Below are 16,502 nucleotides of genomic sequence, written 5' to 3'. Positions count from 1 at the left end.
ATTCGATGAGTCCAAACCAATTATTCTTTCTATTTTTGTTCTTCTACTCGAAAAATTAAATAATGCGAACATTTGTTATAGGTGACATTCACGGCGGATTACTTGCACTTGAACAAGTACTCGAGAGAGCCAAAGTTACTACAGAAGATACTCTAATTTTTTTGGGCGATTACGTTGACGGCTGGAGTCAGTCTGTTGAAGTAATTGACTATTTGATTGATTTAAAAAGCAAACAAAATATCATCTGCATAAGAGGAAACCATGACCAACTTGCTTTGGACTGGCTTGAAGAAAGACACGATGATTTTGATGAGGAAATGTGGTACAAACATGGCGGGAAAGCTACTGTTGAAGGCTATGCTAAAATTTCTGAAGAGAAAAAGAAAACCCATATTGAATTTCTAGAAAATCTTCAGGATTATTATCTTGACGATCAAAACCGCTTATTTGTACATGCTGGTTTTACCAATTTGAATGGTGTAAAATGGGAATATTTTTCAAAACTATTTTACTGGGACAGAACACTTTGGGAAACAGCTCTTTCATTAGACCCAAAATTAAAAGAAGACGACATATACTATCCGAAGAGATTTACCGTTTACAAGGAAGTTTATATTGGTCATACCCCAGTTACCCGAATCGGCGAGACGGTTCCTGTAAATAGAGCTTGTGTTTGGAACGTAGATACAGGCGCAGCATTTAGAGGTCCGCTTACGATTTTAGATGTAGATACAAAGGAATACTGGCAAAGTGAACCGTTGAACGAACTCTATTTTAACGAAAAAGGTAGGAATTAATTTATTTAAAAATTACATTTGCGCCACAATAATTAATATTAAATTTTTATGAAAAAGGTTATTACACTTTTGTTTTTAGTGACATTCGGATTTGTTAATGCTCAAGAAGCTTTCAAAGGAAAGGGAGATATTAAAGTAAACGTAGGTGCTAATTTACAAGATGGTGGTTCTGGAATTCAAGGTTCTGTTGATTTTGGTTTAGGAGAAAATTTCTCTTTTGGTTTTGTTGCTAACTATATCCTAGGATTTGACAATTTTAATGGTTTCTACCACGGTAGTTCTAGTGCTTATTATGATGCTGAACCAGATTTCTCAGATCGTTTTGATGCAAAAGCAAGAATCAATGCTAACTTATCTAGTGTAATTGGTGTAAAAGAATTAGACGTTTATCCTGGATTAAGCTTAGGTTTACATAATTTCGGAGGTCATGTTGGAGGTCGTTATTTCTTCACAGACGGATTTGGTGTTTTCACAGAAATCGGATTCCCAATTGCAAAATACGGTTCAAACAATGATCCTTTTTATCATTTAAATAATCAAGCTACTTTTAGTTTAGGAGCTTCATTCAACTTATAATATTTTTTTGCCACAAAGGCACTAAGTCACAAATTTTTTTTACGATAAAAACCGCCTTATTGGGCGGTTTTTTATTTTTCTCTTTAAAAATAACTTCGAGTCTTTGTGCCTTTGTGGCAATATCTCCTAAATTAACATCTCAGGAATTTCTCCCTCAATAATCAAATCGGCTTCTGTTGAGGCGATGATGTGCTCAACTGAGACACCTGGCGCTCGTTCTAAGAGCTTAAAACCTTTTTCTGTCACTTCGAGTACTGCAAGCTCAGTTACAACCTTTTTAACGCATCCTACGCCCGTTAATGGCAAAGTGCATCTTTTTAAGATTTTCGACTCTCCTGCTTTGTTTACGTGCATCATGGCAACGATGATATTTTCGGCGGAAGCCACTAAATCCATTGCGCCTCCCATTCCTTTTACCATTTTACCTGGAATCTTCCAGTTTGCGATGTCTCCGTTTTCAGAAACCTCCATTGCTCCAAGAATCGTCAAATCTACTTTTTGGCTTCGAATCATTCCAAAACTAAAAGCTGAATCAAAGAAACTTGCACCTGGAAGCGTTGTGATGGTTTGTTTTCCTGCATTGATAATATCGGCATCTTCTTCTCCTTCAAACGGAAAAGGTCCCATTCCTAGAACTCCATTTTCACTTTGAAATTCTACCGCAATATCTTCTCGAACATAATTCGCTACCAAAGTTGGAATTCCAATTCCAAGATTCACGAAATAACGGTCTTTTACCTCTTTTGCAATTCGCTTTGCTATATCTTCTTTACTAAGTGCCATAAGTTTTTAATGTGTCAATTTGTGAATTTGCCAATTAGATAATGCTATCTGCATTTTAAATTAATTACCTAATTGGCACATTGTCTAATTATCTCAATTATTAAAATAATTCCAAACTGCTTTTGTGATGTCTGCAATTATTTTTTCTGTGTCCTCTCTTTTCTCTGTAATATCTTTTAAATAAACTGAAAGAATAAAATGTTCTCCGTTTGGAAGCTTTACAATTCCAATGTCATTCATTGCCACTCTCAGGTTATTATCATTAGTTCCAGAAATTCCAGTTCTGTGTGCCAGTTCAGTTCCTTCAGGAAGTCCGGCTTTCATCCAAGTAAGACCTCTTGACGTTTCAACCATTATTTGATACAAATACTTTGTCGTTTCTTCTTTTAAAACTTCGCCTTTAAAAAACTTCTCAAGCAATTCTGTTGTCGCTATCGGAGTTGTGGTATTGACATAAAGATTTTTCCAAGTCTTCATTTGGTCTTCGTTCATTTTAATAACGAAATCCTTGATACCTTGCTCATTTATAAACTTTTGAATGTACTTTGTACCTCCGACTAAATTGATCAAAATGTCGCATCCGTTATTATCACTATGCGAAACCGTGTAGCGAAGTATTTTATCTAAAGTCAAATTCACATTTCCCTCTGGATAATCTACTTTCATCGGACTCCATGTATCTTCCTTTAAATCTTTCTTTTTTATAAAAATTTCCTGAGCAAGATTAAGTTTGCCTTCATCAACTTTATGTAAAACTGCCAGAGCAATATGAAATTTAAACACACTCATCATCGGCATTTTTAAATGGCCGTTAATGCTTAAAGTATCCTTATCTTCAACACCTTTGATAGAAACACCTAAAGTTGCACTTTTACTCGAAATAATTTGCTGCAATTGATTTCGAAGTTCATCCTTTGCTTGAGAAAAAACCTGAAATGATAAGAACGAAAAAAGAACTATACTAAATTTAGTCATATTTTTAATGTGTCAATTAGTCCATTTGATAATAAGATAATTCTATTCATAATCTAAATTAATTATCTAAAATTGCCTCATTTTCTAATTATCTAATTTCTAGCCCTTACAGTTCGTTGCTCAATACGTTTTTCAAATTTTTCTCCTTGAAAAATACGTTGCACCATAATCCCCGGAATATGAATCTGATTTGGATTTAAAGAGCCAACCGGAACCAATTCTTCTACTTCTGCAATTGTGATTTTTCCAGCTCCAGCCATACAAGCGTTAAAGTTTCTGGCTGTTCCTTTGAAAATTAGATTTCCTGCTTCATCTCCTTTCCAAGCTTTTACGATTGCAAAATCGGCTTTGAAAGCTTCTTCCATAATGTGCATTTTTCCGTTGAATTCACGAGCTTCTTTTCCTTCCGCCACTTCTGTTCCGTAACCAGCTGGAGTAAAGAATGCTGGAATTCCAGCCTGAGCTGCACGGCAGCGTTCTGCAAGAGTTCCTTGTGGAGTTAATTCAACCTCTAATTCTCCCGAAAGCATCTGACGTTCAAATTCTGCATTTTCTCCCACATAAGAAGAAATCATTTTTTTGATCTGCTTTTTCTGAAGCAATAATCCCAAGCCAAAGTCATCAACTCCTGCATTATTAGAAATACAAGTTAAATCTGAAATTGATGTGTTTACCAACGCTGCTATTGTATTTTCAGGAATACCGCATAATCCGAAACCGCCAAACATGATGGTCATGCCGTTTTCAATTCCTTCAATAGCATCCTGAACGCTATTTACTTTTTTTGTTATCATAACAAACTATCTTTATTGCTGAATATTTTTGATAAAAATAAGATTTTTAGATTAAATTATAACGATTTCGTAAAAATAAAACCTAAAGAAAAATCCCTTTACTAATCTTCTAAAAAGAATTGTAAAGGGATTCAAATATAATCAGATAAGTTTTATTGCAACTTTGTTACAATTCAAACTCATCGGTATTTTGTTCTGTTTGCGTAGTGTCTTTTACGACTGCAGGTCTTTGATAGCAATCTACCTTGATAGAAAGGTTTGCTGGACGTTCAAATTCAGATTTTGAAATCTGAAGATCTTTATCGGCGTAACACTTTTTCATATAATAACCCCAAACTGGCAGAGCTGCTGTAGCTCCTTGTCCGTAAGTCAAACTTTTGAAACGCGCTGAACGATCCTCACATCCAACCCAAACTCCAGTCACTAAATTTGGAACCATTCCCATAAACCAACCATCAGACTGGTTTTGCGTTGTTCCAGTTTTACCTGCAATTGGATTTGTAAACATATATGGATATCCTGTCCAACGGTTATCTCCACTTCCACCGCCTTGCGTACGTAAACGCACACCAGAACCACTTTCTGTAACCCCTTCAAGCAATTTGATTACTGCAAAAGCAATATCTTTATTTAAAACGTCATGAGACTCTGGAATCGGCTCATAAATAACCTCACCGCTTTTATTCTCAATTCTGCTTAAAAACTGTGGTTTTACATAAACTCCTTGGTTTGCAAATGTGCTATACGCCGCAACCATGTCTTCAACCGTAATATCTACAGCTCCTAGTGCGATAGATGGCTGTACCGGAATTTCTGTTTTAACTCCTAATTTCTTCGTCAATTCTACAACTGCTTCAGGGCTTGTTCTGTCAATTAATTTAGCCGAAACTGTATTAATAGAACCAGCCAAAGCTTGTTTTAAAGTTACCATACCACGGTAAGTATGGTTTGAGTTTCTTGGCTCCCAATCTTCTGTTACGTGGTGGCGCCCTTTGTGAATCATAAACGGCCCGTCCAAAATAGAATCACAAGGAGACATATTCAATTCTTCGATTGCTGTTGCATAAACGAAAGGTTTGAAAGTAGAACCTACTTGTCTTGCTCCCTGTCCTACGTGATCGTATTGGAAATATTTATAATTAATACCTCCAACCCAAGCTTTAATTGCTCCTGTTTGAGGCTCCATAGACATTAAACCAGATTGTAAAAAGTGCTTGTAATAACGAATAGAATCTAACGGCGTCATTACTGTATCTCTTTCTCCTTTCCAAGTAAAGACACGCATCTTTGTTTTTACTTTGAATGAAGCAATAATATCATCTTCGCTTTTGTCCATTTCTTTCATCTGAGCCCAGCGAACAGAATTCTTCATTGCCTGCATCATGATTCTATCTGTCTCAGCTTGTGTGATATTTACGAATGGAGCATTTTTATTGTTTTTTTGATCAATATAAAACTGTTGTTGAAGATTTTGCATGTGTGCTGCAACAGCCTCTTCAGCATAAGTTTGCATTCTAGAATCTATCGTAGTATAGATTTTAAGACCGTCTTTGTAAATATCGTAGTCAGATCCGTCTGGTTTTTTGTTTTCTGCTACCCATTTCTTCATGTAATCACGAAGATACTCTCTAAAATATGTTGCAATACCTTCACGGTGGCTTTCTAGCTTAAATTTCAAAGTAATTGGCAAAGCTTGAAGTCTTTCTTTTTCAGCTTCTGAAATCATTTTTGCTTTTGCCATTTGAGATAAAACCACATTACGGCGATTCTTTACTCCTTCTGGATTTCTAACGGGATTGTATAAACCTGAGTTTTTGAACATTCCAACCAAGATAGCCGATTCGTCAACGGTCAAGTCTTTTGGTTCTTTAGAAAAATAAGTCTGTGCTGCAGAACTTACTCCAACAGAATAATTTCCGAAGTCGTAAACATTGCAGTACATCGCCAAAATTTCATTCTTGGTATATTGCCTTTCCAAACGAATGGCAATAATCCATTCCTTTATTTTTTGTACAATTCTAAAAGGAAGAAATTTAGATCCTTCTCCATGAAACAACTGTTTTGCAAGCTGTTGTGTCAATGTACTTGCACCTCCGTTTGTTCCCAAACTAAAAACGGCTCTTAAAGTTCCACGTCCGTCAATTCCTGAATGTTCGTAGAAACGTGCATCTTCAGTAGCAACAAGCGCTTCAACCAGATTTTTAGGCAAATCTGAATATTTAAGCTGAGATCTATTGGTTTTGAAATATTTACCTAACACCACTCCATCAGAAGAAATAATTTCTGTGGCAAGGTTCGAATCTGGATTTTCTAAATCTTCAAACGAAGGCATAGATCCAAATAAACCCCATGAGGCAAATAAGAAGAAAGCTAAAACCCCTAATAAAGAGTAAGCAAATACCCTCCAGAATTTCTTCTTGTAATAATTAATATCCTTAGTTTTATTTGATGGATTGTTTTTTTTAGCAGCCATAACTATTTTTCTAATCTTTTTGTTCTATTCTAAAACCAACGTCTGTAATTCCTTGTAAAGCTTCAACTCCAGGAATTTTACCTGATTGTCTAACAGCTTGTTTGATATGAACTTTATATTTTCCTGTAAATTTTACATCTTCTTTGTAAAAGAGCTTACTTTCTTTTATATCAGAAAATCCATTTCCTAATAAAGTCCCGTCTGGTGCTGCCATTTGATATTCTAACGTATCTACTTTTGTAAAACCGCTTGGGGTTTCTAAAGCTACAATCAAAAACAAATTATTAAACGGATAATTGTTATTATCTCGTATGTTTACAAAGGCATTGTATTTTTTTGTAGAATCTAAAACCGGCAGATCAAAGCTTATAATACTGTCTTTGTGCCAAGCGCTTCCAACAGATTTATACTCGTCGAATACTCTTTTTTTATCACAAGAAAAAAGAAGTATTGCTGCCAAGAGAAGAATTCCGCTATTTTTTATTCTCATTTTTAGTATTCGTTATTGGTTTTCTAGGTTCAGCAGGTTTATTTTCATTTGAATTCTGCTTATTCGGATTGTTTTTATTCGAATTATGCTTTTTCTTATGATTTGGCTTGTTTGGATTTGGTTTATTCCCAGCATTACCATTATTCGGGTTATTATTTCCTGCTGGTTTAGCGTTATTGGCATTTTTTTCCTGCTGTGGTTTTATCGGAGTTGCAACACCAGCTGTTTCCGCATTTTGTTTACGCTTGCGATTTGGTTTTTTCTTTCTTTTTGGCTGGTCGAAACGAGTTAAACTCTCTTGTCCCATTGCGTTATTAAAATCTTTTTCTGGCTCTGCAACTACCTCAACAGCAAAATCTTCTAAAGAAGAAACTTTATTTTTCTGCTTATTTTCAGCAATAATTTCTTTTACCTGATCAATTTTTAAAACATGCCAGTTTGCGAAATTATTGGTGTAAGCAAACCACATTAATCCTTTAAAAATATCTTGTTTTTGGCAGACAGCGTCTCCTTTTTCCGTAATCAATTTTGTATCGTAATCAGGAAAATCCTTTAATGCGTCCATGTAAGTGTCTAACTCATAGTTTAGACAGCATTTTAATTTTCCGCATTGCCCCGCTAATTTTTGCGGATTCAATGATAATTGCTGATAACGCGCTGCTGATGTATTTACACTTCTAAAATCTGTTAACCAAGTCGAACAGCAAAGTTCACGTCCGCAAGAACCAACTCCACCTAAACGAGCCGCTTCCTGGCGGAAACCAACTTGTTTCATTTCAACTCTGGTACTGAATTCTTTAGCAAAATCTTTAATCAGCATTCTAAAATCGACACGATCGTTTGCAGTGTAGTAAAAAGTCGCTTTCGATCCGTCTCCTTGAAATTCGATATCCGAAATTTTCATTTCCAATTTGTGTTGAATCGCCAATTCACGTGCACGAACTTTCATTGGTTCTTCACGATCACGGGCCACAGACCAGATATCAATATCTTTTTGAGATGCTTTTCTATATATTTTTGGGACATCATTACTTTCGTAATTCACCCCCTTTTTCTTCATTTGAATCTTTACCAATTCTCCTGTAAGAGTCACAATTCCAATATCGTGTCCTGGTGAAGCAACAGTTGCTACAATATCGCCAATACTTAAAGTTAATTTCTCCGAATTTCTAAAAAATTCCTTGCGTCCGTTTTTAAAACGAACCTCAACACAATCAAAAATCGCCTCTCCATTAGACGGACTCATGTTAGAAAGCCAGTCAAAAACCGTCAATTTATTGCAGCTATCGGTGCCGCAAGTCCCATTATTTTTACAACCTTTTGGTGCGCCACCATCTGAGGTTGAACAACTTGTACATGCCATAATTATATTATGTAGTGCTGCCAAAACGCAGCTTAAGTTCATAAACGTTTGATCGGTAAAGATAGTATTTTTTTTATTTTGCTTTTTATGGATTAAAACTAATGGTTTGTTAAATAAAAAATGAAATGTTTTATAAATAAAATTCTTCAAAAAACAGAAGTTTATTCTTACTTATGAATAAAAAAGCTTGCACACAATGTTTTCTGTCTGTTATAAATCGTAAAAGTTCTTTTTAACTTTTTATCCTAAAATATATTTACGATTTTTATGTTTTATCTTACAGCTTGGTTTGCGAGGCCACTATTTTCAAACCTAATTGCAATTAAAACTTATCATCATTTTTAAATATATTTCTAATGCAAACACAAAACCAGATTGAAAATTTCCTTTTTCAAGGAAAATTTGACGAGGCCAGAGAATGTCTAAATAACGGAGAAAAATTTAACGAGCAATATCTAAAGAACAATTTTTCGCAGATTACTGCCAAAATTATAGACGCCAAAGAAATTGATTTCATCGAAAAATTAATAAAAGCTGGATTTATTGAAACCGATATTTATGAATTGGACAGTTTTGATCAATCTATTTTTAAACCATTGACTTTATATTTAAAAGATGACGAAGATTCGATTGCTTTCTTCAAGGAATTGATGTCGAAAATGGATAACATCAACGACGAAATAAGCGACAAAACTCTTCTAGGTTATTTCCTTGAAAAAGGAGCTTCGCCAAAAATAGTTAAAGTTTTAGTTGATGAATTTGGAGCTAACACTCAGTATAAGAACAATGCAGGTGAGAATTTCATCTATACCATTCTAAACACTTATGGTCTTGACGCAGAAAAAGTAAAAGAATATATCAGCATTTTGATAAACAATGGCGTTGACATCAACGAGAAAAATATTGTTGGAACTACTCCTCTAATTTGTGCTGTTAAAAGAAACCGAAAAGATCTTTTACCGTTTTTATTAGAAAATGGAGCAGATCCTAATGAAACTGATAACCAAGAAAACAGTGCTTTTTATTATGCTGCTGCTGAACAGTTTTCTTTTCCGATGTACGAACTTTTGGCAGAATCATCCTCCGTGAATTTTAATAGCACCAATAAAAATGGAAAAACTTTACTTACAGAGTTTATCCGAATGATGTCTGATTCTGAATACGATCTAAATTCACTAAAAAAATTATTGTCAGACGGAGCCGATTTAAATCACTGCGCTGAATATTATGGAAATCCGAAATCGGGTATAGATTATATTGTTGAGAAAAAATCGGGTATTTTAAAATCAGTTCTTGAGAGTGGATCTGTTGATGTTAACGAACAAGACAATCAAGGAAACACCATTTTACATAAAGTTTGCGCCTATAATGTCAATTACGATGCAGAAATGGCAAAAGAAACCTATAGAAAAGTAAAACTGCTAATAGATCAAGGTGCCGACATTTCGATTACAAACGATAAAGACGAAACAGCTTTAATGCTTGCTTCTGGAGATAATCTCAAGATCAAAACCGTTGAACTTTTAATGAAACAATAAACGATCATTTATTTAAAATTACTCAAACATGTCAATGTCATTTATAGTTGCCTGCGAAAACGGGAACCGAAAAATAGCAGAATTGCTGCTTCAAAATAAAGAAGTAGATGTAAAATACACCGATGAAAAAGGAAGAACTGCTCTTCATTATGCCGCGCACCGCGGTTACCTCGATATTGTGAAAATTCTAAGCGAAGAAGGTGCCGATATTAACTACGAAGATCATCAAGGAGAAACGCCTTTGTATTTTGCCTGTCTTCAAAAACAAAAACAAACTGCATTACATCTTTTAGAAAATGGAGCAGAAATTACCAAAAACGACAAATACGGAAATAGCCTGTTGCATTTAGTCGTTCAGACAGCTCAAATTGAAATTGCAACAAAGTTGCTTCAAGATGGAATCGATGTTAATTTACTGAACAACAATGGAGAAACTCCGCTATTATTGGCTTCGGCAAAATTAAATAGAGAAATTATTCAATTGCTTTTAGACAATCGTGCCGATATTAACGTAACCGATAAACAGGGAAATACGCCTCTTATTTATGCTTGTTACACCAAATCGATTCCGATGGTGACATTGCTTTTAGATAACGGTGCCGATATAAACCATGCGAATCATTCTGGTGAAAATGCACTCTTAATTTCTTGCTATGAAACCAATAGAATGTTAGCTAAATTATTGATTGAAAGAGGCTCAGATGTATTTACTTCGAGTAATAATGGATATTCTCCAATTTGGTATGCTTGCGCGAATAATCAAAAGGAAATTGTGGCTTTGTTTCTAGAAAACGGAGTTGATGTGAATTACAGTAAACCAGTCGCTGGCGACACTTCTTCTATGAATGATTATTTGGATTGGATTGTAAGTGCAACAAATATTTCAAACGAATCGAGTTTTACTTTAAACAGTTCATATAATTATGGCGGAGAAAGTCTGCTGCATGTAGCAACCAAAAAAGGGAACTTAAGTATGGTTAAACTGCTTATCGAAGCTGGAGCAAACATCAATATTCAAGACGAATCTGGAAATACGCCACTTCATTACAGCGCTGCAAACGGAAAAAAAGATGTTGTAAAGTATTTATTGGACAATAAAGCCGATGCTTCAATCGTAAATGTGAAAGAACAAAAAGCGATAGATTATTCGAATGTAAAAGGTTTTAATGAAATTACGGAACTTATTCTGAAATATGCTCCGCCAGGAACTGTTATAAATCCAATAAATACTCCACAGCAACCCGAAGCACCAAAAGCCGAAGTTTCAAATTCGATGGAAGCAAAGAAAAAAGCATTATTAGATTTAAAGGAACTTCTAGATGCTGGAATCTTAACTTCGGAGGAATTTGATGCCGAGAAAAGTAAAATTTTAAAAGGATAAATAATAAATAAATTCAAAAATGAAAAAAATCTTAAATGCCACAACTCTATTTTTAATATTAATTGCCGGAAGCTTAGTTTCTACATCATGCGCCAACCTTTCGCCAGAAAAAACTTTTGAAATTGCCGCTTTAAATTCGAATTTATTATCTCGTTTTGGAAGTAAAGAAATCAATGAAAAGCTGCAATCTGAAGCACTAGTTTATGATGAAACACAAAAAAAGATGATTCCGTCTACTTATCAAGATTCTTTTAAATATGATATAACGAATTTAGAAACGCGATTAAAAACAATTCAGGACATACCGGAAGATGAAGACAACAAAGAGCTTCTTCAGGCATCGAAAGACTTATTTACCTATGTAATCGCGAAACAAAAAGAAGGCTATTTGCCAATTGCCAAACTGAAAGATGAAAAAGCTTCTCCAGAACAAATTGAAAAAGCAATTGCTGATTTTGACGCTTCAACTCAAAAAGATATAGATGCGAAGTTTACCAAATTGATGAATGTTGCGCAAACGTATGTCGATAAGCATAATATCAATGCTAAAATCGGATTTTAAAAATCCTTTATTGAGTTAGATAAGTAAAATGACCTTATTTGTGGCGACACAAAATAGGGTCATTTTTTTATTTCAAAAGAATTAAAATTTGTTAAGTTTACTCGTACCAAAATTTTGAGATTTAGACTAACCCAAAACAAACCCCAGCAAATGAACACTCATGTTTTACCAAACCAACCAAAAGAGGAGATAAACTATTTTTACCGTTTTAACTTTTCAAAGTTTAAGGCGATCGTTTTCCCTCTTGCCATTATTGCCTTCCTTCTTATTATAAAACAATTTATCATCAATAATTTTTCCGTTTCTAGTGTTGGAGGATCTGGATTATCAGGTATGCTAATCCCTTTTCGAGGGCCCCAAAACCTACCTTTGTGGGCAAATATTTTGAACACAATAATTAATGCCCTAATTATAATAATAGCTCTTTGCTGGGAAGCAGTTAATGAAAAGAAATTCGATAAACTAAAATATCTCCTTTTGCTGTGTCTGCCAGCAATACTATCAGACATAATCTTTACTTTTTCAGATCTTCGCGAATCTTATGCTAATAGTCCCTTTTTTATACTTTATTTTGCTTTAGGTTATTTGCAACCATATGCCTTGTATGGTCTCTTAAGAGGAAAAATATTTTATAATAAAGAAATCAACTTTTTAGGCTATCTAATAGGAATGTTTACTTCTATAAGCATTGAGGCTTTATATCAAAAAACAGTTTCTGTATTAACTTTTAGCGATTTTTACGGCTCTGCTTGGCCTTATGAAGTAGTATTTTTTAGATTATTTTCGATATTGACTTTTTTCTATTTTATATTTCTATTAGATGCTGGATTTTCTTTTAGGAATTTTATAAAAATGCCTACAGCTGCTTTTCTTAGCTATAAAAAATTCACGATACATTTTTCTCTATTGTTTACTTCGTTCCTTGCTGTTCATTTGGTTTTTACAGAACAGTTTTCAGTCAATTGGTTCAATTCTTCAGGTCCAAATATTTCAGGAATTTACAACAATATCTATACTGTTATTCGTGTCATTTTTCAAATTACATTTGTCTATTTATTATTCTCCCAACTATTGCTTTCGCAATTAGCTGCTTTACGCAGAAGACCTTTTTGGATTTACCTGTTGAGTTTTATACCTGTAATTAACTTAATTCCTTTTCTATTCTTTTTCCTCAAAAACACTCCTTTAACGAATGAAGAATATTTGGAAATCGAAGAAAATGAAAACCAAAGGAAATCATACTTTCAAGTATTTCTTTTGTTATTACTGAGTGCCTATGCCATTTACAAATTTATAAGGCTTGAATTAAACCGTCAGGACTTAATTTATTTAAGTGGGTTAGTTATCTTGTTGTATATTTTTATAATATACTTTAGAAAAGGTGTTTGGATAGGTTTTGCAATATTAGCTATGGGATTCTTATTCTTTTTATTTCAAGATCGCCCTAACGGTTTCTATTATTTCTGCATTCTCGCTTATGCCGCAATTGGAATATATAATCTTCATATTGCTATATTTTGGGAAGCTCCAGAATGGACTGAAATTGATGAGAATATCGAAACAGTAAAAATTGAAGAAGCATAAACAACAGCACATTAATACAATTGTCACAACGTATTTAACCAAAAAGAGCCGCACATTTGCGGCTCTTTTTGATGTGATTAAAATATTCCTAAGTTTCTTTAACCGTAATAATCTTTACAGGACAAGCTTTCGCAGCCAATTCACAGCTTTCAACAATTGCATGATTGGGAGATTTTAATGTAAAAAATCCTTTTGCATTCTGCGAATGAATGAGAACCGATTTTCCATCTTTTTTAGACATCTGAAAATGAACTGGATCCATTTCGACACAGTAATTACAGCCAATACATTTATCTCGTTGTAATGTTATAATAACCATTATGCCTCAACAATTTTATATAATTTGTCCGACATTCTGATTCTGAATGGAAGTTTAAAAGTACAATCGTCTCCCTTTGTAGCTTTTTCGCCAGCAATATCATTTACAAACATTTCATCAATAATCATTTCTTGAGCACCTGTACTAGGTCCTGTTACTAAGATTTTATCTCCAATTTTAATATCATACGCTTCAATCTTAAATTGCCCAACCTCAGCTTTTGGAAAGTAATGCGTCCCTTTTCCAACATAAACTTTTTTCTGAGTTGCTGCAGATCCTGGAATATCGCTCCATTCACCTAATTCCTGTCCTAGATAATATCCAGACCAGAATCCACGATTATAAACCGTTTCCAAGGCTTTCATCCATTCTACAGTTTTTTCTTTGGAAAAAGTACCTTCATAGTAAGCATCAATCGCTTCACGATAAGTTTTGGTTACCGTTGCCACATATTCTGGCGCACGTCCTCGCCCTTCGATTTTTAAAACTTTAATTCCCGAATCAATAACCTGATCTAAGAAATCCAGTGTACACAAATCTTTTGGCGACATCATGTATTCGTTATCCAATTCGATTTCGAAACCTGTTTCTTGATCGATAACTGTATATTTTTTTCGGCAGTTTTGTTTGCATGCGCCACGATTTGCAGATGAATTATGCGAATGCAGGCTCAAATAACATTTTCCTGAAACCGCCATACACAAAGCTCCATGACCAAAGATTTCGATTTCAACTAAATTTCCATTTGGTCCTTTTATCTGCTCTTTCTCAATTTGATCTGTGATATTCTTTACTTGACGTAAGCTTAACTCACGGCTTAAAACCATTGTATCTGCAAATAAGCTGTAGAATTTAATGGTTTCAATATTTGTTACATTCAACTGAGTCGAAATATGAACTTCCATTCCTATTGATCTTGCCATTGCAATTACAGCTTGATCAGAAGCAATTACAGCTGTAATATAAGCTTCTTTAGCTTTTGTCAATAATGTTTTTACGACTGATAAATCGTGATCGTAAATAATCGTATTTAGAGTAAGATAGCTTCGAACATTTTTGGCTTCACATCGATTGGCAATTTCTTTTAAATCGTCAATGCTAAAGTTCACTGTTGAACGTGCACGCATATTAAGCTGTTCAACTCCAAAATATACGGAATCACAGCCATTATCTAAAGCAGCCTGAAGCGATTCAAAGTCTCCTGCTGGAGACATGAGTTCGATTTTGTTGGTATATGTCATTTCTGATTTATTATTCAAATGACAAAAATAATGTGGGTATAGATTAGATTCCTATGATTTTTATCATGTCTATATTTTAAAAGTCATCCGCAGTATATTAATAAAAAAAGCCCACGGTTGAAACCGTGGGCTTTGTTCTATATTATCAAAATTTAATGTAAATGCCGTAACACTACTATTAAATTCAATCTAAAATCTTATATACTTTATCAGACAATCTAATTCTGAAAGGAACCTCAAAAGTAACTTTATCACCAATTTTAGCAGTTTGAGTTTCTGCACCATTAACAATGATTTTGTCCAAAACCATTTCCTGATCGCCTGTAGTCGGGCCAGAAATTAAGATTTTGTCACCGCTGTTTAGTTCTTGGTTTTCGATAGTAAACTGTCCAACTTGTGCTTTTACATAATAATGCTCTGCTTTTCCAAGAAGCACTTTCTTTACTTTTATTTTCTGACGAATGTCAGCTGTTTTTTGCACAGTTGCCAAAGCAGTTTCTGGCAATTCCCCCGAATGTTTGAATTTTAGGTTTTCAGATTTACCTTTTCTGAACACTTTGTTTCCAACTTGTTTTCCAGTTCTTAAACGAACTTGGTCAACCAATGGCATGTGGATAATCTCTAAACATTCTGTAGAACAGCAGTTTTCCATTGCCACTTTACATTCATCACACTGAATGAACAATAAATGACAACCGTCGTTTTCACAATTTGTATGGTTATCGCAAGGTTTTCCGCATTGGTGGCATTGCGAAATAATATCATCTGTGATTCTTTCGCCCAGACGATTATCAAATACAAAGTTTTTACCAATAAATTTGCTTTCTAAACCTTCCTCTTTCAATTGTTTAGCGTAATTAATAATTCCGCCTTCTAATTGATACACATTTTTGAAACCTTGGTGTTTAAAATAAGCACTCGCTTTTTCACAACGAATACCTCCGGTACAATACATTACCAGATTTTTATCGTCTTTGTGATCTTTAAGCTGTTCATTGATAATTGGCAAACTCTCTCTGAAAGTTTCAACATCTGGAGTAATCGCATTTTTAAAATGTCCTACTTCACTTTCGTAATGATTTCTAAAATCCACTACAATTGTGTTTGGATCATCAAGGATCTCGTTGAATTCTTTGGCTTTCAAGTGAACGCCTATATTGGTTACATCAAAAGTGTCGTCGTTTAATCCGTCAGCAACAATTTTATGACGTACTTTAATCGTTAATTTTAAAAACGAATGATCATCATGTTCTACAGCAACATTCAATCGGATGCCTTTCATGAAATCGTAAGCCTCAAGCGTTTCTCTAAAAGCTTCAAAATTTTCGGCAGGAATACTCATTTGAGCATTTATTCCTTCGTTGGCAACATAAATTCGGCCTAATGCATCTAGGGCATTCCAGGCTACGAATAAATCATTACGAAATTTTTGTGGATCTTGAATTTTGGCATACGCATAGAAAGACAACGTAAGTCGTTGTTGTCCTGCATCATCGATCATGATGGCTCTTTCTTCTGCGCTCAAAGTGTTATACAGTTGCATGCTATAAACAGTTTTAAGTTAAGAAATATATGTTTTTTAGATTTTCTTTAAAATCTGCGGCAAATTTAGAGTTTATTTTGAGA

General features: G+C 34.4%; 15 protein-coding genes. 6 read left to right on the top strand and 9 right to left on the bottom strand.

What is annotated here, in order from left to right; translation table 11 throughout:
• Positions 1–62: 62 nt before the first annotated feature.
• Positions 63–797 (top strand): metallophosphoesterase family protein, encoded by a 735-nt coding sequence (locus JI750_RS05515; protein WP_201999302.1) that lies wholly within the window; start codon positions 63–65, stop codon positions 795–797.
• 48 nt (positions 798–845) lie between these two features.
• Positions 846–1,373, top strand: a complete 528-nt coding sequence (locus JI750_RS05510) for a DUF6646 family protein (RefSeq protein WP_177211615.1) — start codon at positions 846–848, stop codon at positions 1,371–1,373.
• A gap of 126 nt (positions 1,374–1,499) precedes the next feature.
• Here JI750_RS05510 and JI750_RS05505 read toward each other — a convergent pair whose 3' ends face one another.
• The 6 genes from JI750_RS05505 to JI750_RS05480 all read right to left on the bottom strand — a co-directional run bounded on the left by JI750_RS05505 (position 1,500) and on the right by JI750_RS05480 (position 8,251).
• Positions 1,500–2,156, bottom strand: a complete 657-nt coding sequence (locus JI750_RS05505; RefSeq protein WP_008465572.1) for a CoA transferase subunit B — start codon at positions 2,154–2,156, stop codon at positions 1,500–1,502.
• A 93-nt stretch (positions 2,157–2,249) separates the two neighbouring features.
• On the bottom strand, positions 2,250–3,131 hold the full coding sequence (bla, locus tag JI750_RS05500) for a class A beta-lactamase, subclass A2 (protein ID WP_201999301.1): 882 nt from the start codon (positions 3,129–3,131) through the stop codon (positions 2,250–2,252).
• Positions 3,132–3,223: 92 nt separating this feature from the next.
• Positions 3,224–3,925 carry a CoA transferase subunit A gene (locus JI750_RS05495; protein WP_201999300.1) on the bottom strand — a complete coding sequence of 234 codons (702 nt, stop codon included), beginning with the start codon at positions 3,923–3,925 and terminating at the stop codon, positions 3,224–3,226.
• 166 nt (positions 3,926–4,091) lie between these two features.
• Positions 4,092–6,398, bottom strand: coding sequence for a penicillin-binding protein 1A (locus tag JI750_RS05490; protein WP_201999299.1), 2,307 nt, complete (start codon positions 6,396–6,398; stop codon positions 4,092–4,094).
• Between the two features lie 10 nt (positions 6,399–6,408).
• On the bottom strand, positions 6,409–6,888 hold the full coding sequence (locus JI750_RS05485; protein WP_111377678.1) for a gliding motility lipoprotein GldH: 480 nt from the start codon (positions 6,886–6,888) through the stop codon (positions 6,409–6,411).
• On the bottom strand, positions 6,872–8,251 hold the full coding sequence (locus tag JI750_RS05480) for a PSP1 domain-containing protein (RefSeq protein ID WP_201999784.1): 1,380 nt from the start codon (positions 8,249–8,251) through the stop codon (positions 6,872–6,874). Before JI750_RS05480 ends, JI750_RS05485 begins: the two co-directional genes overlap by 17 nt.
• Positions 8,252–8,607: 356 nt before the next feature.
• On the opposite strand from JI750_RS05480, the gene JI750_RS05475 reads away from it, so the two are divergent.
• The 4 genes from JI750_RS05475 to JI750_RS05460 all read left to right on the top strand — a co-directional run bounded on the left by JI750_RS05475 (position 8,608) and on the right by JI750_RS05460 (position 13,316).
• Positions 8,608–9,789 (top strand): ankyrin repeat domain-containing protein, encoded by a 1,182-nt coding sequence (locus JI750_RS05475; protein WP_201999298.1) that lies wholly within the window; start codon positions 8,608–8,610, stop codon positions 9,787–9,789.
• A 28-nt stretch (positions 9,790–9,817) separates the two neighbouring features.
• Positions 9,818–11,170 (top strand): ankyrin repeat domain-containing protein, encoded by a 1,353-nt coding sequence (locus JI750_RS05470; protein WP_201999297.1) that lies wholly within the window; start codon positions 9,818–9,820, stop codon positions 11,168–11,170.
• Positions 11,171–11,189: 19 nt separating this feature from the next.
• Positions 11,190–11,732 (top strand): hypothetical protein, encoded by a 543-nt coding sequence (locus JI750_RS05465; protein ID WP_201999296.1) that lies wholly within the window; start codon positions 11,190–11,192, stop codon positions 11,730–11,732.
• A gap of 384 nt (positions 11,733–12,116) precedes the next feature.
• Complete coding sequence (locus JI750_RS05460) at positions 12,117–13,316, top strand: hypothetical protein (protein ID WP_201999295.1); 1,200 nt, start codon at positions 12,117–12,119, stop codon at positions 13,314–13,316.
• 88 nt (positions 13,317–13,404) lie between these two features.
• Here JI750_RS05460 and JI750_RS05455 read toward each other — a convergent pair whose 3' ends face one another.
• From JI750_RS05455 to trhO, 3 genes are all read right to left on the bottom strand, one after another.
• Positions 13,405–13,635: a ferredoxin gene (locus JI750_RS05455; RefSeq protein WP_111377683.1), complete on the bottom strand. Its 231-nt coding sequence runs from the start codon at positions 13,633–13,635 to the stop codon at positions 13,405–13,407.
• The gene (locus JI750_RS05450) at positions 13,635–14,876 is read right to left on the bottom strand and encodes a peptidase U32 family protein (protein WP_201999294.1); all 1,242 of its coding nucleotides are present in this window, start codon (positions 14,874–14,876) and stop codon (positions 13,635–13,637) included. The genes JI750_RS05455 and JI750_RS05450 overlap by 1 nt, the downstream gene beginning before the upstream one ends.
• Before the next feature lie 184 nt (positions 14,877–15,060).
• Complete coding sequence (trhO, locus tag JI750_RS05445) at positions 15,061–16,419, bottom strand: oxygen-dependent tRNA uridine(34) hydroxylase TrhO (protein ID WP_201999293.1); 1,359 nt, start codon at positions 16,417–16,419, stop codon at positions 15,061–15,063.
• Positions 16,420–16,502: the final 83 nt, after the last annotated feature.

The sequence above is a fragment of the Flavobacterium tagetis genome (genome assembly GCF_016735615.1).
GTDB lineage: Bacteria > Bacteroidota > Bacteroidia > Flavobacteriales > Flavobacteriaceae > Flavobacterium > Flavobacterium tagetis.
This window is presented reverse-complemented; position numbering and strand designations above follow the sequence as displayed.